The following is a 17,075-nucleotide window of genomic DNA, read 5'->3' as shown; positions in this document are numbered from 1 at the left end:
CATGCGTGGATAGGGCCACCGCGATGCCCAGTAGATCCACGCCATGCGTGGATAGGGCCACCGCGATGCCCAGTAGATCCACGCCATGCGTGGATAGGGCCACCGCGATGCCCAGTAGATCCACGCCATGCGTGGATGGCGCGCACCCACCGCAACCGCATCACCAGCTGTACAGTTTCCAGTACACCGGCGATACGCCGTCCTTGTCGTTGTCCATGCGGCCGTCGCCGTTCTTGTCATACATGTAGAACGGTGCGCCACGCGACGGGGTCACCTTGACCATGCGCAGCTGGCCGGACACGCGGTATTCCTCGATGGTGTCGCCGTTGTCCATGGTGCGCTTGGAGACATCCGCGCCCTTGACGTCCACCGGGGGAGCACCTGCGCCGCCCATGCTGGCGCAGCCAGCAAGCAGGAGCAGGGAAGCCAGCATCAGGGTCTTCATCGGCGGGGGCCTTTGCCTGGATAGAGCCCTGATTATGCCCCATCGCCGGGTGGGTGCCGTGTCGTCGCGATGCAGGCACGGGCGCGTAGAATCGACGCATGAGCAGATTAGTCCTGATCGACGGGTCCAGTTACCTGTACCGCGCGTTCCACGCGCTGCCGCCCCTGTCCAATGCACAGGGTGAACCCACCGGCGCGCTGTTCGGCGTGGTCAACATGCTGCGCTCGACCCTGAAGGAGCGCCCGGCCTACGTGGCGTTCGTGGTCGATGCGCCTGGCAAGACCTTCCGTGACGACCTGTACGACCAGTACAAGGCCAACCGTCCGCCGATGCCCGACGAACTGCGCAGCCAGGTCGAACCGATGTGCCGCATCGTCGAAGCGCTGGGCATCAGCATCCTGCGCATCCCGGGCGTGGAGGCCGATGATGTGATCGGCACTCTCGCGCTGCAGGGCCTGGCGCAGGACCTGAAGGTGACCATTTCCACCGGCGACAAGGACTTCGCCCAGCTGGTGCGGCCGGGCCTGGAGCTGGTCAACACCATGACCGGCAGCCGCATGGATTCGGATGCGGCGGTGATGGACAAGTTCGGCGTGCGCGCCGACCAGATCATCGACCTGCTGGCATTGATGGGCGACACCGTCGACAACGTGCCGGGCGTGGAGAAGTGCGGGCCGAAGACCGCCGCCAAGTGGCTGGCCGAGTACCAGCACCTGGACGGGGTGATGGCCGCCGCGCCGACCATGAAGGGCAAGATCGGCGAGAACCTGCGCGCCGCGCTGGAGCGGCTGCCGCTGAACCGCGAGCTGGTGACCATCCGTACCGACGTGGAGCTGGACGCCAGCCCGACCACGCTGGCCCTGCGCGAGCAGGACGTGCCGGTGCTGACCGAGCTGTATGCGCGTTATGGCTTCACCCAGGCGCTGAAGGAGCTGGGCGCGCCGTTGCCGGCACCGGCCGTCGCCAGTGAGGCCACGCCGAGCCTGCGTGGCACCGCCGCAGGGTTTGCCCGTGGTAGTGCCGAAGCGCCGGCTGCCGGCACCCTGGATCCGGCATTGGCCGCACCGGGTGAGTACGAGACGGTGCTGGACGCCGAGCAGCTGCAGGCCTGGGTCGAGCGCCTGCAGCAGGCAGAGCTGATCAGCTTCGATACCGAAACCGATGCGCTGGATGCGATGCGCGCGCGTCTGGTCGGCATCAGCCTGGCGGTCGAGCCAGGCAAGGCGGCCTACATTCCGGTCGGCCACGATTACCCGGGCGCACCGGCGCAGCTGCCGATGCAGCAGGTGCTGGATGCGCTGCGCCCGGTGCTGCAGGACCCGGCGAAGAAGAAACTGGGCCAGCATGGCAAGTACGACCTGCACGTGCTGCGCCGCCATGGCGTGGACGTGCAGGGCTACCACGACGACACCATGCTTGAGAGCTTCGTGCTCAATTCCACCGCCACCCGCCACGATATGGATTCGCTGGCGCTGCGCTACCTGGGCTATAGCACGATCAAGTTCGAGGACGTGGCCGGCAAGGGCGCCAAGCAGATTCCGTTCTCGCAGGTGGGCATCGACGAGGCCAGCCGCTATGCGGCCGAAGATGCCGACATCACCCTGCGCCTGCACCGTGCGCTGCAGCCGCAGCTGCAGGCCGAGCCGAGCCTGGACAGCGTGTACCGCGACATCGAGATGCCGCTGGTGCCGGTGCTGACCACGATCGAAGCCAATGGCGTACGGATCGACTCCGATGAGCTGCGCCGGCAGAGCCAGGACCTGTCCTCGCGCATGCTGGCCGCGCAGCAGAAGGCCACCGCCCTGGCCGGCCGCAGCTTCAACCTGGATTCGCCCAAGCAGCTGCAGGCGGTGCTGTTCGACGAGCTGAAGCTGCCGGCGGTGGTGAAGACCCCGAAGGGCCAGCCGAGCACCAATGAAGAGGCGCTGGAGGCGATCGCCGACCAGCACGAACTGCCGCGGGTGATCCTCGACTACCGGGGCCTGGCCAAGCTGCGCAGCACCTACACCGACAAGCTGCCGGAAATGGTCAACCCGGACACCGGCCGCGTGCATACCAGCTATCACCAGTCCGGTGCCGCCACCGGCCGCCTGTCCTCGTCGGACCCGAACCTGCAGAACATCCCGATCCGCACCGAGGATGGCCGCCGCATCCGCCGCGCCTTCATCGCTCCGGAGGGCTTCCAGCTGCTGGCGGCCGACTATTCGCAGATCGAACTGCGGATCATGGCCCACCTGTCCGAGGACCCGGGCCTGGTGCGTGCCTTCGAGCAGGGCGCCGACGTCCACCGTGCCACCGCTGCCGAGGTGTTCGGACGCACGCTGGAAGAGGTGACCCCGAACGAGCGCCGTGCCGCCAAGGCGATCAACTTCGGCCTGATGTACGGCATGAGCGCCTTCGGCCTGGCCCGCAACCTGGGCATCGACCGTGGCCAGGCACAGGACTACGTGGCGCTGTACTTCAGCCGCTACCCGGGCGTGCGCGACTTCATGGAGCGGATGCGGCAGCAGGCCCGCGAACAGGGCTATGTGGAAACCCTGTTCGGCCGCCGGCTGTACCTGAACGACATCAACGCCCGCAACCAGGGCCTGCGGGCCGGTGCCGAACGCGCGGCGATCAATGCGCCGATGCAGGGCACCGCCGCCGACATCATCAAGCGTGCGATGGTGGATGTGGACCAGTGGCTGCGCGACAGCGGGGCGCCGGCACGGATGATCCTGCAGGTGCACGATGAACTGGTGTTCGAAACCGAAAGTAGTTTCGTGGAAGACTTGCGTTTGCAGGTGGTCGAGCGCATGTCGCAAGCGGCCAAACTGCGGGTGCCGCTGGTGGTTGATACCGGTATCGGCAACAACTGGGACGAAGCGCACTGAGCCTGTTTCAAGCCGAAAACGACGTGAATTTGTTCATCCGTCGGGGGTTTCTGACTCGATCATGAATGTTGCCCTGATTGACGTTCATTAAATTGGGCCCCTTCACGAACCGTTAGTGTTCGGAGTGCTTCTATAACTCCCGACAGGCGCAACGCCTGTTGTGGATCTCTCCCATCCCCTGGAGCAGATCTCGGAACGGGGACTCCTCCCCAAGTGCCCGTTCCCCGGCCCCGTTGACCTCCCCCTGGTCAGCGGGGCTTTTTATTTGTGCCGCCGGAAATGCGTGGTGTCCGGGGTCAGATCCCTTTGCCCGCCGGGCAAAGGGATCTGACCCCGGATGCTAGTCTGGGCCACCGCTCCACAGGGGAAAACAATGCCCGATCTGTTCGCACTGGCGATGCCGTGGTGGGAGTTCATCCTGCGCGCGGTGGTGGTCTATACCGTGGTGCTGGGCATGGTGCGGCTCAGTGGCAAGCGCGCGCTGGGCCAGATCACCCCGTTCGACGTGCTGCTGATCGTGCTGCTGGGCAATGCCGTGCAGAACGCCCTGCTGGGTACCGATACCTCGCTGGGCGGCGGCCTGTTGCTGGCCGCCACGCTGATCCTGCTCAACTACGGTGTGGGCTGGGTGAGCACCCGCAGCCGCCGTATCGAACGCCTGGTCGAGGGCGAGCCGGTGGTGATCGCACGCGATGGGCGGCTGTTCGAGGCCGTTCTGCGCCGCGAACAGGTCACCCGCGCGGATGTCGAGGCCGCCATGCGCCAGCAGGGCTGCCTGGGCGTGGAGGATGTCGAGCTGGCCCTGCTGGAGATCAACGGGCACATCACGATCATCCCCAGGAAGAGCGCCTGACCATGGCCGGGCAGGGGCTCGGCGCCACCGCTACCTTGCGTCAGCGCACGGCCTTGGCCTTCAGCGCCGGCCAGTTGCGCGTCGCGTCCACGTCGCAGGCCACATGGGTGCCCTTGCCGTCTTTCGCGCACAGTGCTGCCATGGTCTGCGGAATCTTCGGGTCTGCCGTCTGCGAGTACACCTCTACCAGCGACAGGCACCCTTCGCGAACGCCAGCGCTGCACAGCGTCTCGAAATAGGGCAGCGCGGCGCTCCATTTTTCAGCCTTGAACCGTGCTTCGCCGGCGACCTTGCAACCCAGCAGCTTGCCGTCGCTGCAGCAGGCCTCGGCACCGTTCTTGCGGCCGACCGTCGGGCAGTCCAGCGGCATGGGGATTTCCACGAATGCCAGCGGCGGTTGGCAGCTGGCACCAGCGGCTGCCGGTTTACGCACGAAGTAGGCATAGCTGTGGTCGCGGTCGACTCCGGCCAGGTTGCCATTGGCCAACGGCTGCAATACGAAATCGCTGCCGACGTCACGACGGATGTGAATCTGCCCGTCCTGCAGGCGAGCACGCAGGCGGGTGTCCAGGCCAGGCACCTCGACCAGCCCATTGTCGACAAAGCGCAGCTCCGTCAGCAGGCCACGGGTGGACGCATAGCTGCCACACGGCAGTGCGGTGGCGGGCACCGGTGCCAGCGATGCCGCGCTCAGCCCGGACAGCTGCGCCAGTGCCTTGGCCGGCTTGCAGGCGTAAGCTTCGGCGCGATGCGCACAGGAGCGCTGCAGCGCGTCCAGCGACGCCTGCAGACGTCCGCCGGTCCACAGGGAATCGGCCACCTTGTCGCAGAACGTCTCGCCCTGCTGCTGCCGGCACAGGGCGGTCAGTTCGTCCAGCTGCGCGTCCGTCAACGGTGTCCTGCGCGACTTGTCCAGACCCATGATCGAGCGCCCGATCAACTCACTGGCCATGACCTTCATCATGGCCATGCAGTTCTCCGCCTCGAACGCAGGCGATTCTTCGCGGCAGATATCGGGCATTACCGGTTCCGCGCCGGTCAGCTGCGGGCGCTCCCGGTCGGCATCCATCTGATAGTGGTCATACAGGTTGTTGCAGGCGACCTCGATCCCCTCGCTGCACCATGCGTGCAGCTGCGTCGACTCGGCGCGGGGCAGGGCTTCCAGACAATCGCTGGTGTTGGCCATGCAGCTGCCTTCCACCATGTCCGGCACCGGCTTGCAGGCCGCGGCGCGTTCCAGGTGGAAATCGTGGTAACCGCCGGTGATGGTGCGGTCTTCGTCGCTGAACTCGCGGTTCTCCAGCTCGCCGGTGGAGAGGTTGCCCATGGCCAGAATATTGTCCTGGCGTGCCAGCCGCAGCTGCTCGGTGGCCTGGTAGGGGCCGGCGATGAAGCCGTGCGCTCCGCTCTCGATGGTCAGCGTGGCGTTGCCGTCGTCCTGCTTGTAGGTGCCGCAGGCCATCGATTGTGCAGCGGCTGGCAGGCTGGCAGCGGCCAGTGCGAACAACAGCAGGGCGCGCCAGCCCGCAGCGCGGGGGCGAAGGGATACCGCAGGGAACATCGGTTCGTCCTTGAAGGAAGTGGAACGGGGGCCGTACGGCGCGCAGCGCACCGCAGGCGGGGGAGGGCAGCACGCGTCAGGCGTGGCGCCGGACGCTCACAGCCAGTCGCGCGGCACCAGGTAGTCCGCCAGACGTGCCTCGGCACTGCCAGCTTCGGGACTGAAGCCGTATTCCCAGCGCACCCGCGGCGGCAGACTCATCAGGATGCTCTCGCTGCGGCCGCCGCTCTGCAGGCCGAACAGCGTGCCGCGGTCGTAGACCAGGTTGAACTCCACATAGCGGCCGCGGCGGTACAGCTGGAACTCGCGTTCGCGTTCGCCGTGCGCGGTGTCCTTGCGCTGCTGGACGATCGGCAGGTAGGCATCAAGGAAGCCATCACCCACCGCACGCAGGTAGTCGAAATCGCGTTCGAAATCGCCATGTAGATCGTCGAAGAACAGGCCGCCCACACCACGTGTTTCGTTGCGATGGCGCAGGAAGAAGTACTCGTCGCACCAGCGCTTGTGCGCCGGGTAGCGCTCTTCGCCGAAGGGGGCGCACAGATCGCGGGCGACCTGGTGCCAGTACTGCACGTCTTCGTCGAACGGATAGAACGGGGTCAGGTCGAAGCCACCGCCGAACCAGCTGGCCACCACTTCACCATCGCGCTGGGCCTGGAAGAAGCGCACGTTGGCATGGGTGGTCGGCACGTAGGGGTTGAGCGGATGGAACACCAGCGACACACCCGTGGCGCGCCAGGAGGCGCCGGCCAGTTCCGGGCGGTTGGCCGAGGCCGACGGCGGCAGGCGGCTGCCGGCCACGTCGGAAAAGCCGATGCCAGCCTGCTCGAACACGGCGCCGTCGCGCAGCACGCGGGTACGCCCGCCACCCCCCTCGGCACGCTGCCACAGGTCTTCCTGGAAGCGGGCCTGGCCGTCGGCGGCCTCGATGGCCGCACAGATGCGGTCCTGCAGGTCGGTGAGGTAGGCGCGCACGCGCTCGAATTCGTTCATGGCGCGTACTTTACCGCAGGGCCCGCCCGAAGCCGCAGGCAGGCCCTGGCGGGCTCAGCGCTTGCGGTTGGAACTCCGTGGCGCCGGGGCGTCATCCACTGCCGTGTCGTTGGCCGCCTTCTGCAGCGCGCCGCCAAGAACGATCAGTTCCCAGTTCTGGGTTCCAAGCACGTCGCAGGCCACGTGAAGACCGCTGCGATCGGCATTGCACAGCTCTTGCAGAACTCCACGTGCGTCCACCCCGGCACCGTTGCCCTGCGCGGTGACCAGGTTCTGGCACCCCTCGCGGACGCCGGCGCGGCAGACCGTGGTGTAGTGCTCCGCGGCCTGCAGCCAGTGCCCAGACAGCGCAAAGCGGTTGCCGAGAATGTTGCAGCCCTGCAGCTTGCCCTGCGCGCAGCAGGCTTCGGCACCACCGCCATCGGCCAATGCCAGCGGGCAATCCTGTGGTAGCGGCAGCACGTTGAACTGCTTGGGTGTGCTGCAGCGGGCCGCGCCCTCGCCGGTGGGAGTGAACACCTGGAATCGTGTCCAGGTATCCAGGCCCAGCAGCTGGCCGCTCGGCAGCGGGCGCACCACGAAGTCGCCGCCCTGGTCGTGGCGGATGCGGAGGTCGCCCGCTTCGACACGCGCGCGAAGATGACTGCTCCAACCCACGCCGACCAGGCCGGCGTCACCGAAGTCCAACGTGTCCATCAGGCCACCCTCGGCCCGGTAGTTGCCGCAGGGCAGGGCCGTTGCAGGCTGCGGTCGCAACGATGTACCCACGGCCAGCAATGCAGGCAGGCGTTCGCAGGTAGCGGTATCGTTGTTGGATGTGCAGGCCGCAGTCAGCGCCTGCACTGCCTGCAAGGGGTCTCCTGCGTCCCAGGACAGTTCAGCCACCCGGGTGCAGAAGCCACCCTGCGGCACCTTCCGGCACAGCTGCAGCAGCTGTTGGCGGCGCTCAGCCGGCACGATCACCGTATGGGGCGGGGCCGCCATCGTCACCAGTGCTTCGGTCATCGCTGCCTTGACCAGCTGCTCCTGCACCGCGGGCGCAGCCTCCAGGGCCGCAGCACAGGCGGGAGTTCCCCGTTCGAAGCCACTGTCGTGGCAGGCAGCAGGGAGCTCGATGCCGGACAGGGCGGCGTCGAGGGCCGCCTTCTTTACCGCAGGGTCGGTCTCGACGGAGGGTGTTGCCTCATCGCGCCACCGGTCGGCCAGTTGCAGGCACATGCCCGGCACGCCTTCCTGGCAGGCCGATTCAAGAACGGAAAGCGGGGCGATGGTGCGGTTGTCCAGGCATGCAGCGGCATCGGCCAGGCAACTGCCAGCGGCCGGCGCGGCGGCCGCCGCGCACTGCGCCGGGGCCTGCAGGGTGTAGACCGTGCCCTCCACCTCGACGGTGTGGCCGTTGTCGCGCACCTGCAACGCGCTGGGCAGGCCGTACTCCAGGCTCACCAGCTGCAGTTTCCCGTCGATGTGCTGGAAGGCGACCGGCGTCGGTGCGCTGCCGAAATGCTTCTGCTCACCGCGGTTGGGCGAGCCGATGCGCAGCGTGCTGCTGCCTTCATCGGCCTTGAACAGGCCACACTGCGGTGACTGCGCGGCGGCCATCGGCGCGGCCAGCAGCAATGCCCAGGCCAGCCAGGGGCGGCACGGTGCGGGTGAAAGCATGTCGTCTCCTTGACGATCGAACAGAACACTCCAGGCGTTACGGCGAACCACGGCCTTCGCGTGGGGGCGTGCATTGTGCCGCACCCGGCACGGGCTGATATCGCTGGTAACCGGTCTGCGTGTCCATGCCGAGCAGGTCGCCGTTGCCGAGCCAGCGTAATACAAGGGTTTCGCCGTTCTGTTGCAGATGGATGGCACCCTTGTGCAGGCGGGCCCGGGTGCCATCACCGAAGTCGAGCATGTCGATCACGCCCCCATCGGCCTGATAGCGGCCGCACGGTACCTGCCGGGCCGGGACCAGGCGCAGGTCGGCGCCGAGTTCATGCAAGGGTGCAGTACGTTCGCAGGCACTGATGCGCCCTGCATCGCAGACCACCTGCAGGGCCTGCACCGCCAACGCAGGTTCCAGTGCATCCAACTGCTGTGCAGCCACTTCCACGCAGAAGCGGCCACTGCGGTGCTGCAGGCACAGCTGCTGCAGGTGATCGCGTGCAGCGGCCGGAAGGGGCGAATCCAGCGTGTCTTCGCCTTCCTGTTGCAGACGTTCATCCACCCGCTGCATGGCGGCTGCCAGAGCATCTTCGGTCAGCACCTCGCAGGCCAGAAGGTCATGCCCGGGCGTGTGTTCGCGGCACGCGGGAGGCCGCTCGAAGCGCGCGTGGCTGGTGCCGTCGGCTGCTGCCGCTGCGCTGCCATCGCGCAGCTGTCGCAGCAGCGTCGAACAGCCCGCGCCAATGCCTTCGCTGCAGGCGCGCTGGGCCTGGCCGGGTGAGGCAGTGGGCAGCTGCGCGATGCAGTGGCTGCCGGCGGCGCGACAGCTGCCGGCAATCGCGCTGGGTTCGGCAGCGCAGGTGCGGGGCTGGCGCAGGGTGTAAACCACCACCACGTCGTCCTCGATGCGCTGCCCGTCGGCACTGATCCGGATCGGTTGCGCCACACCATCGTCGAGCATGACCAGCCGGGTCTGCGCTGCACTGCGATCAACCCACAGCGGCTCCGGCTCACCGATGTCGTTGGTGCGGTAGCCGGAGCTGGGGGTGGTGAACACGAGCGCCATGCCACCATCAGTGCTGCGGTATTTGCCACATCGCAACGCGTCAGCGGCAGCAGGCAGCGCGGCCAACAGCAGCAGTGCGGGGAAAAGAGTCAGCAAGCGCATGCGACGGTCCTTGTCGTGCGGGAAAGAGATAGGGCTCAGTGGAAGCGCGTGCGGATGTCCGGCCGCAGCAGGCGCCAGCCCAGCCAGCCCTGCAGGCCGAGGAACAGGAACGACATGCCGACGACGGTCAAGGTGATCAGCCAGCGATTCAGCTGCAACTCCTGCAGCAGGCCCGGGTCATCGGCCAGGAACGGGATGAGATCGCGCATGAACACATCCAGCCACCAGGCGATGGCGAAGTTGGTCAGTGCGCTCAGCAACAGCAGCGCCACGAAGCTCCACAGCCCCCAGCGGCGTTCGCGCAGCAGGCCCCAGCTGGCCACGGACGAGACCAGGCACAGCAGCGCTGCGATCATCGAAGCGCCCACCGGGTGCGCCAGGAGCCAGATCAGGCTATGCACGTGCTGACGCTGTACTTCGCTTTCCACCAGATGCCAGAGCGGGAGGTTCTGCAGCGGCCACAGCAGCAGCGCCTGCAACACGAAGTACAGGGTCAGCAGCAGGGACAGCCAGAGCGAGGCCTGCGCGACCGGGCGCACCCAGGCGTGGTGGGCCCGGGTGGCTGGTGTGGGAAGTGGCGGGAGCGGCACTGACATCCGGTGTCCTTGCAGTCGGCGCCCGCCTGCTCAGCGGGCCGTCACCCGGGTGGCGACGGCCGGCAGGATATGGTGTTCGCTCAAGGGTGCCAAGGGCAGGCCGTGTGGCGACCGTAGCGGCACCCAGGCCAGTTCGGCGATTTCGGCGCGTGCCTGTGGTGTGCCGTCCACCTGCACCCACCACGCCTGCGCCTGCACGCGGTGGCCGGGCTCGTTCACCGCCCAGTCCTCGAATGCGCCCAGCGCGATGGCCGAGGTGGTGTGCAGCTGCACGCCCAGTTCTTCGTCCAGCTCGCGGGCCAGCGCCTGCAGCGGCGCTTCGCCGGGTTCGGGCTTGCCGCCCGGCTGGATGAAGCGGTCGGCGCCGTGCTTGCGCACCACCAGCGCCCGGCCGCGGTCATCCAGGATGACCGCGGCCACGATCTGGATCGTGGCCGCGGCAGCACTCACTTCAGGTTCTGCTCGAACAGCTTGAGGATGCGCTTGTACTGGTCCAGCCAGGAATCGGCACGGGTGTAGCCGTGGCGTTCCAGCGGGTAGGGCGCGATCGACCAGTTGTCCTTGTGCAGTTCGATCAGGCGCTGGGTCAGGTGCACCGAGTCCTGGAAGAACACGTTGTCATCCATCATGCCGTGGGCGATCAGCAGGTTGTCCTGCAGGTTCTGCGCATACTCGATCGGCGAGGACACGCGGTACGCCTCCGGATCGATGTCCGGGGTGTTGAGGATGTTGCTGGTGTAGCCGTGGTTGTAGTTGTGCCAGTCCACCACCGGGCGCAGCGCGGCGCCGGCCTTGAAGGTGCCCGGTGCACGGAACAGCGCCATGAAGGTCATGAAGCCGCCGTAGGAACCGCCGTAGATGCCGGCGTGGTCGCGGTCACCCTGCTGGGTGTCCACCAGCCAGTCCAGGCCGTCCTTGTAGTCTTCCAGTTCCGGGTGGCCCATGTTGCGGTAGATCGCCGTGCGCCAGTCGCGGCCGTAGCCCTCGCTGCCGCGGTAATCCATGTCCAGCACGATGTAGCCCTTCTGCACCAGCAGGTTGTGGAACATCTGCTCGCGGAAATAGGCCGGGTAGCGCTGGTGCACGTTCTGCAGGTAGCCGGCGCCGTGCACGAACATCACGACCGGATACTTCTTGCCGGGCTCCTTGGTTTCCGGCTCGTAGTACTTGGCCCAGACCACGCCTGCGCCATGCTTGGACGGCACCGCCACCAGCTTCGGCTGGATCCACTGGCGTGCCTTGTAGTCGGCGGTGCGGGTGTCGGTCAGCACGCGTGCCTGGCCACCGGCGCTGGGCAGCACGGCCAGCTGCGGCGGCAGGTAGGCGCCGGAGTAGCGCACCAGCAGCTGCTGGCCGTCCGGCGACAGCGAGAAGTCTTCCACGCCGTTGAGGCTGGTCAGTTCGCGCACCTGGCGGTTGCCGGTGTCGACCGCGCAGACTTCGTAGTCATGCGGCGCCTGCTGGTTGCAGAGGAAGTAGAAGCCCTTGCCATCGGCCGACGGCACCGGCGCCGAGGTTTCCCACTTGCCGCTGGTCAGCGCCTGCGGCTTGGCGCTGCCGGTCTGGGTGTACAGGTGCGAGAAGCCCGATTCCTCGGACAGCAGCCACAGCGTGCGGCCATCGGCCATCCAGCCGAAATCGTTGAAGCCCCAGTTGATCCAGGCGTTGTCGGTCAGGCGGTGGCGGTTCTGCACGCGGCCATCGGCGGCATTGACGCTGATGATCCAGCGGTCCTTGTTGTCGTTGGCGCGCAGCATCACCGCGGCCTGCTGGCCGTCGGCGCTCCAGCGGATGCCACCGCCCATGAAGTCGCTCATCACCTGCACGCTGCGCTCGCCCTTCAGCGCGTCCTTGCCGGCCTTGCGGCGCAGTTCGGCCAGCGGGTCGGTGCTGATGCCCGGCAGGCTGCCCAGCGAGACCTTCTCGGCCTTGCCGGTGCGCACGTCCACGTACCACAGCGTGTGCGGCTCGAAGCCGTTGCGGCCGACGCGGGTGCGGGTGTCCTCGGTCTCCTCGTAACCCGATTCGGTCACGTACAGCGGCATCTTGCTGGTGCGGCCGTCGTCGAAGTCCTTCGGCTTGGTCACCACGATCAAGTGGGTCAGGTCCGGCGACAGCACGCTGTCACCGATCTCGACGTCGGCGCCCAGGTACACCGGGCCCGGTGCGCGGGTCGGGTCGGCCTGGCGCCAACGCTGGTCCTGGTCCTTCAATGCTTCGCGCTGGTCGCGGTCGCGGCGCAGGGTTTCCAGCGTGCGCAGCTGCTGGTCGCGCAGCACGTCGGCCTTCGGCGGCGTGCGCGGATCCTTGTCGGCCTTCAGGCTGGCCACCTGCTGCACGCCGCCGGCGGCAGTCCAGTGGAACCAGTTCTGGCCGACGCGCCAGATCACGCCGTTGTCGGCGGCGAAGTTCACGTTGCCCGCGCGCTCGTTGCTGCGGGTCAGCTGGGTCAGCGCGCCGCTGCGCAGGTCGCGCACGAACACATCGCCATTGCGGACGAAGGCGCTGCGGCTGCGGCTGCGGTCGTAGACCGGCTCGGCCACGTCCAGGCTGCCGCGCTGGTCATCGGCCACCTGCGCGGCCACGCCGCCGGCCACCGGCTGGCGGAAGGTATCGCGGACCGGGCTGCCGTTGCGCTTGAGCTGGTATTCCACCTGCTGGCTGTTCCACGACCACCAGGCCTTCTCGACCGGCGGACCGATCCAGTCCGGGTCGGCCATGGCCTGTTCGATGGTGATCGGCGTCGGCGCGGCATGCGCAGCCGGTGCGGCCAGCACGGCCGACAGCAGGAGGGACAGGGGCAGCACTCGGGACATGGGCGGACGGCACCAGAAGAGGAAACCGGGCAAGCGTAGCAGCCGCACGGGCCGGGGGAGGGGGCCACAGGTCATGGCAGCGGAATCGGCAAAATGCTGCAACCGGTCGCTGGCGCCGCGCATCCAATCTCCTGAACCCGCATCATCCATCGAACAGGAGCCCGACCATGCAGGAACTGATCCCGATCACCCTCTTCATCTGCACCGCCTACGCGATCCATGCCATCGCCGATGCACGGGCGCGCAGCAAGCTGGTGGCCCCGCACGTGCCGGAGGAGGTGATCCGCTCGCTGGCCATGCTGGAAGAGGAGCGCCGCCGCCAGGGCGCGCTGCGCTGGGGTATCAGCCTGGTCAGCATGGCTGTGGCGATGGGCCTGCTGGAAGCGATCGGTGCGCGCGAGCTGACCTTCGGCGCCGCTGCAGCGTTGGCCGGTAGCGCCGGCCTCGGCCAGCTGCTGGCCTGGCACTTCACCCGCCCCGCCGCACGCAAGGGCTGAGGCACGCATGCCACGGGCACAGGGGGCGCCCCGCGCATGAGCCTGCTGGGCGGAGCACTGGCGGCATTGCGGGGACGTCGTCGTGACGCCCCCGTCGAGCCCACGCCGGACGCGGATGACGACCGCGCCCTGGTCAGCGCCATCATCGAAGGTTCGCAGCCGGCCTTCGCGCAGCTGGTGCAGGCCCATCAGCGCACCTGCGCGCATGTGATCGGGCGCATGGTCGGCGACCGTGACCAGGTAGCCGACCTTCTGCAGGAAACCTTCCTGGCGGTGTTCCGCCAGCTGCACCGGTTCCGCTTTGAATCCTCGTTGCGCACCTGGGTCTCGCGGGTGGCTTACACCACGGCGCTGCAGTACCTGCGGCGGCGACGGTTGGAAGCGCAGTGGATGGTGGCGGTGGAGGTGCCGGAGGAACTGGGCGTCGGCGATGAAGGCCCCGGGCCGGCTGAACTGAACGAGGTGTTGCAGGCCGGGCGCCAGCTGGGCGCGGCACTGGAACGGCTGAGCCCGCCACAGCGGCTGATCGTCGGTCTGCATTACCTGGAGGATTTCGATCTGGCCGAGATCGAGCAGGTGACCGGACTGGCGCGCGGTACCATCAAGAGCCACCTGCACCGCGCGCGCCAGGTCCTGAAGCAGGAACTGACGCGGCATGCCACCGCCGGAGAACTGCTGTGAACCCACCGACCGACCCTCGCGATGCGGAAGCGCGCGCGCTGGCACAGGCGTTGCGTGAGCAGGCGCAGCAGGAGGAAACGCCGGATGTGAGTGAGGCGCTGCAGAAGCGGATTACCTCCGAATCGCGCGACGGTGGTGTGTGGTACGCCGTTGTGCAGGTGCTGCTGGTGGGCGTGCTGGTGGCGGGGGCCGTCTGGTACTTCTGGCATTGAGGTTCCCGCCGGGCGATGGGCCGCTCCAATTGCTGTTGGTGGATGCCGACCTTGGTCGGCGCTTTGCGGTGTGCCAACCAAGGTTGGCACCTGCCAAGGCAGGGCGCCGGCGGCCCCGGCCGGCCCCTGCGACAAAGTGAAGCAGCGCGTCACCCGGTCGCATCCCGCCTTAACCAATTCCTCCTAAAGTGGTCCGGTATCCCACCGGTCGCAGGCAGGAGGCGTCCCTTGGACGCGTTGTTGTTATCCCGGATCCAGTTCGGATTCGTCATCAGTTTCCACGTGCTGTTCCCCGCCTTCACCATCGGCACCGCCAGCTGGCTGGCGTTCATCGAGTGGCGCTGGCTGCGCACGAAGCTGCCTGTGTGGCGCGAGCTGTATTTCTTCTGGCAGAAGATCTTCGCGGTGTCCTTCGGCATGGGCGTGGTCAGCGGCATCGTCATGGCGTTCCAGTTCGGCACCAACTGGCCGCGGCTGAGCGAAGTGGCCGGTACGGTCATCGGCCCGCTGCTGACCTATGAAGTGCTGACCGCGTTCTTCCTGGAAGCCAGCTTCCTCGGCGTGATGATGTTTGGTTGGGGCCGGGTTTCGCCGCGCCTGCATTTCCTGTCCACCTGCATGGTGGCGCTGGGCACGCTGTTCTCCACGTTCTGGATCCTGTCGTCCAACAGCTGGCTGCATACGCCGGCCGGCTACGAGATGGTCAATGGCATCGTGCATCCGGTGGACTGGTGGCAGGTGGTGTTCAACCCCTCGTTCCCGTACCGCCTGGCGCACATGGCGCTGGGCTCGTTCATCACCACCTGCTTCGTGATCGGTGGTGTGGGTGCGTGGTACCTGCGCAGGGGCACGCACGTCGAGGCGGGCCGGCGCATGCTGGTCGCGGCGGTGGCGTTCGCGGCGTTGACCGTGCCGGTGCAGATCTTCGTCGGCGACATGCACGGCCTGAACACGCTCAAGCACCAGCCGATGAAGATCGCGGCGATGGAAGCGCATTGGCACGAAACCAAGGCGGGCGAGGGCGTGCCGCTGGTGGTGTTCGCGCTGCCCAACGAAAAGGAAGAGCGCAACGACTTCGAGGTGGCCATCCCGAAGTTGGGCAGTGTGATCCTCACCCATTCGCTGGACGGTACGTTCGATCCGCTCACCTCGGTGCCGGCCAGCGAACGGCCGCCGGTGACGCCGGTGTTCTTTGCCTTCCGCATCATGGTCGGGCTGGGCACGTTGATGCTGCTGCTGGCCTGGGTCTCGGCGTTCCAGTTGTGGCGGAAGAAGCTGCTGGATTCACCGTGGCTGCTGCGCGGCTGGAACTGGATGCTGCCCAGCGGCTTCATTGCGCTGCTGTCGGGCTGGTTCGTCACCGAGATGGGCCGCCAGCCGTGGGTGGTGTACGGCGTGCTGCGCACCGCCGATGCCGTTGGCCCGCAGAGCGCGTGGATGACCGCGCTGTCGCTGGGTGTCTACGTGGTTGGCTACGCCTTCGTGTTCGGCTGGGGCATCTGGTACCTGGTGAAGATCCTGCGCCATGGGCCACAGCCGTTTGCCGAAGGACCGTCACTGGACCATGGCAGCCACACCCCGGCACGCCCGCTATCGGCGGCCGACGAACCGCTGGAGGAGCGCTGACATGGACCTGATGACCTGGTTGCCGGTGGCGTGGTTCGCGGTGATCGGCTTTGGCGTGCTGATGTACGTGGTGCTGGATGGCTTCGTGCTCGGCATCGGCATCCTCGCCCCGTTCGCCGAGGACGAGGAACAGCTGGACCTGATGATGAACACCGCCGCGCCCATCTGGGACGGCAACGAGACCTGGCTGGTGCTGGGTGGTGCCGGCCTGCTGGCGGCCTTCCCCAAGGCCTACGCGGTGCTGTTGTCGGCGTTGTACCTGCCGGTGCTGCTGCTGGTGGTGGCGCTGGTGTTCCGTGGCGTGGCCTTCGAGTTCCGCTTCAAGGCGCACCGCTCGCGCCGGCTGTGGAGCGTGGCGTTCGGCCTCGGTTCGCTGCTGGCGACGTTCGCCCAGGGCGTGATCCTGGGCACCCTGGTGCAGGGCATCCCGCTGGTGGACGGTGTCTATCAGGGCGGTGCGTTTGCCTGGTTCAGTCCGTTCGCGATGCTGACCGGTGCGGCGCTGGTGGCCGGCTATGCGCTGCTGGGCAGCACCTGGCTGATCCTGAAGACAGAGGGACGCGTGCAGGCGCTGGCGCGGCAGCTGACCCGGCCGCTGGTGGTTGCGGTGATCGCGGCGATGGGCCTGGTCAGCAGCTGGCTGCCGTTCCTGGATTCGCGCTTGATGGCGCGCTGGTTCAGCGACGGCAACTTCTGGTGGCTGTCGCCGGTGCCGCTGTTGACCCTGGCAGTGGCCGTCGCGCTGTGGCGCAGCGCCACCCATCCGCGCCGCGACCTGCCGCCATTCCTGCTCAGCCTGGCGCTGTTCGTGCTCGGCTTCCTGGGCCTGGTGCTGGGCATGTGGCCCTATCTGCTGCCGCCGTCGATGACGCTGTGGGAGGCTGCCGCGCCGGCCTCGTCGCTGGGCTTCACCCTGGTCGGGCTGGTCATTCTGTTGCCGGTCATCCTCGGCTATACGGCGTGGTCCTACCGGGTATTCCGCGGCAAGGTGCACGCCGATACCGGTTACCACTGATCGATCCAATCGCGGGCCGGCGGACGCAGGGCCCGTGTTGGGGAATGTGAAACCTGCACACCCTGCGCAGGACGTGCTAGCGTGCGCTC

The 17,075-nt window shown here is 67.3% G+C and carries 15 protein-coding genes; 7 read left to right on the top strand and 8 right to left on the bottom strand.

Features of this window, described 5'->3' with window-relative positions; all coding sequences use genetic code 11:
• Positions 1-160 precede the first annotated feature (160 nt).
• Positions 161-445 carry a DUF2782 domain-containing protein gene (locus tag ABH900_RS05960; RefSeq protein WP_014038952.1) on the bottom strand — a complete coding sequence of 95 codons (285 nt, stop codon included), beginning with the start codon at positions 443-445 and terminating at the stop codon, positions 161-163.
• Between the two features lie 98 nt (positions 446-543).
• Here ABH900_RS05960 and polA point away from each other — a divergent pair, with 98 nt between their 5' ends.
• Together polA and ABH900_RS05950 are read left to right on the top strand one after the other, a co-directional pair.
• Positions 544-3,318 (top strand): DNA polymerase I, encoded by a 2,775-nt coding sequence (polA, locus tag ABH900_RS05955; RefSeq protein WP_429621977.1) that lies wholly within the window; start codon positions 544-546, stop codon positions 3,316-3,318.
• Between the two features lie 373 nt (positions 3,319-3,691).
• On the top strand, positions 3,692-4,171 hold the full coding sequence (locus ABH900_RS05950) for a DUF421 domain-containing protein (RefSeq protein ID WP_429621976.1): 480 nt from the start codon (positions 3,692-3,694) through the stop codon (positions 4,169-4,171).
• A 40-nt stretch (positions 4,172-4,211) separates the two neighbouring features.
• Here ABH900_RS05950 and ABH900_RS05945 read toward each other — a convergent pair whose 3' ends face one another.
• The 7 genes from ABH900_RS05945 to ABH900_RS05915 all read right to left on the bottom strand — a co-directional run bounded on the left by ABH900_RS05945 (position 4,212) and on the right by ABH900_RS05915 (position 12,955).
• Positions 4,212-5,732, bottom strand: a complete 1,521-nt coding sequence (locus ABH900_RS05945) for a hypothetical protein (RefSeq protein ID WP_429621975.1) — start codon at positions 5,730-5,732, stop codon at positions 4,212-4,214.
• Between the two features lie 96 nt (positions 5,733-5,828).
• Positions 5,829-6,725, bottom strand: coding sequence for an oxygen-dependent coproporphyrinogen oxidase (hemF, locus tag ABH900_RS05940; RefSeq protein ID WP_429621974.1), 897 nt, complete (start codon positions 6,723-6,725; stop codon positions 5,829-5,831).
• Between the two features lie 54 nt (positions 6,726-6,779).
• Entirely contained in the window at positions 6,780-8,384 is a 1,605-nt protein-coding gene (locus ABH900_RS05935; RefSeq protein WP_429621973.1) for a hypothetical protein, read from the bottom strand.
• A gap of 37 nt (positions 8,385-8,421) precedes the next feature.
• Positions 8,422-9,543 (bottom strand): hypothetical protein, encoded by a 1,122-nt coding sequence (locus ABH900_RS05930; RefSeq protein WP_429621972.1) that lies wholly within the window; start codon positions 9,541-9,543, stop codon positions 8,422-8,424.
• Between the two features lie 35 nt (positions 9,544-9,578).
• Positions 9,579-10,139 (bottom strand): hypothetical protein, encoded by a 561-nt coding sequence (locus ABH900_RS05925; protein WP_429621971.1) that lies wholly within the window; start codon positions 10,137-10,139, stop codon positions 9,579-9,581.
• Between the two features lie 30 nt (positions 10,140-10,169).
• Positions 10,170-10,589 (bottom strand): NUDIX hydrolase, encoded by a 420-nt coding sequence (locus tag ABH900_RS05920; protein ID WP_429621970.1) that lies wholly within the window; start codon positions 10,587-10,589, stop codon positions 10,170-10,172.
• Complete coding sequence (locus ABH900_RS05915) at positions 10,586-12,955, bottom strand: prolyl oligopeptidase family serine peptidase (protein WP_429621969.1); 2,370 nt, start codon at positions 12,953-12,955, stop codon at positions 10,586-10,588. Before ABH900_RS05915 ends, ABH900_RS05920 begins: the two co-directional genes overlap by 4 nt.
• Positions 12,956-13,122: 167 nt before the next feature.
• On the opposite strand from ABH900_RS05915, the gene ABH900_RS05910 reads away from it, so the two are divergent.
• From ABH900_RS05910 to cydB, 5 genes are all read left to right on the top strand, one after another.
• The gene (locus tag ABH900_RS05910) at positions 13,123-13,452 is read left to right on the top strand and encodes a hypothetical protein (RefSeq protein WP_429621968.1); all 330 of its coding nucleotides are present in this window, start codon (positions 13,123-13,125) and stop codon (positions 13,450-13,452) included.
• A 36-nt stretch (positions 13,453-13,488) separates the two neighbouring features.
• On the top strand, positions 13,489-14,133 hold the full coding sequence (locus tag ABH900_RS05905) for an RNA polymerase sigma factor (protein WP_429621967.1): 645 nt from the start codon (positions 13,489-13,491) through the stop codon (positions 14,131-14,133).
• On the top strand, positions 14,130-14,345 hold the full coding sequence (locus tag ABH900_RS05900; RefSeq protein ID WP_429621966.1) for a hypothetical protein: 216 nt from the start codon (positions 14,130-14,132) through the stop codon (positions 14,343-14,345). Before ABH900_RS05905 ends, ABH900_RS05900 begins: the two co-directional genes overlap by 4 nt.
• 228 nt (positions 14,346-14,573) lie before the next feature.
• On the top strand, positions 14,574-15,971 hold the full coding sequence (locus ABH900_RS05895) for a cytochrome ubiquinol oxidase subunit I (RefSeq protein ID WP_429621965.1): 1,398 nt from the start codon (positions 14,574-14,576) through the stop codon (positions 15,969-15,971).
• A gap of 1 nt (position 15,972) precedes the next feature.
• Entirely contained in the window at positions 15,973-16,986 is a 1,014-nt protein-coding gene (gene cydB / locus ABH900_RS05890; RefSeq protein ID WP_429621964.1) for a cytochrome d ubiquinol oxidase subunit II, read from the top strand.
• Positions 16,987-17,075 lie beyond the last annotated feature (89 nt).

The sequence above is a fragment of the Stenotrophomonas sp. AN71 genome (assembly GCF_050435725.1).
Lineage (GTDB): Bacteria > Pseudomonadota > Gammaproteobacteria > Xanthomonadales > Xanthomonadaceae > Stenotrophomonas.
The sequence above is the reverse complement of the archived record's forward strand: the minus strand, read 5'-3'. Positions and strand labels throughout refer to the sequence as shown.

Excerpts from the sequence above, each read along its gene's own strand:
- ABH900_RS05960 (WP_014038952.1), bottom strand. The coding sequence starts at position 445 with ATGAAGACCCTGATGCTGGCTTCCCTGCTCCTGCTTGCTGGCTGCGCC.
- polA (WP_429621977.1), top strand. The coding sequence starts at position 544 with ATGAGCAGATTAGTCCTGATCGACGGGTCCAGTTACCTGTACCGCGCG.
- ABH900_RS05950 (WP_429621976.1), top strand. The coding sequence starts at position 3,692 with ATGCCCGATCTGTTCGCACTGGCGATGCCGTGGTGGGAGTTCATCCTG.
- ABH900_RS05945 (WP_429621975.1), bottom strand. The coding sequence starts at position 5,732 with ATGTTCCCTGCGGTATCCCTTCGCCCCCGCGCTGCGGGCTGGCGCGCC.
- hemF (WP_429621974.1), bottom strand. The coding sequence starts at position 6,725 with ATGAACGAATTCGAGCGCGTGCGCGCCTACCTCACCGACCTGCAGGAC.
- ABH900_RS05935 (WP_429621973.1), bottom strand. The coding sequence starts at position 8,384 with ATGCTTTCACCCGCACCGTGCCGCCCCTGGCTGGCCTGGGCATTGCTG.
- ABH900_RS05930 (WP_429621972.1), bottom strand. The coding sequence starts at position 9,543 with ATGCGCTTGCTGACTCTTTTCCCCGCACTGCTGCTGTTGGCCGCGCTG.
- ABH900_RS05925 (WP_429621971.1), bottom strand. The coding sequence starts at position 10,139 with ATGTCAGTGCCGCTCCCGCCACTTCCCACACCAGCCACCCGGGCCCAC.
- ABH900_RS05915 (WP_429621969.1), bottom strand. The coding sequence starts at position 12,955 with ATGTCCCGAGTGCTGCCCCTGTCCCTCCTGCTGTCGGCCGTGCTGGCC.
- ABH900_RS05910 (WP_429621968.1), top strand. The coding sequence starts at position 13,123 with ATGCAGGAACTGATCCCGATCACCCTCTTCATCTGCACCGCCTACGCG.
- ABH900_RS05905 (WP_429621967.1), top strand. The coding sequence starts at position 13,489 with ATGAGCCTGCTGGGCGGAGCACTGGCGGCATTGCGGGGACGTCGTCGT.
- cydB (WP_429621964.1), top strand. The coding sequence starts at position 15,973 with ATGGACCTGATGACCTGGTTGCCGGTGGCGTGGTTCGCGGTGATCGGC.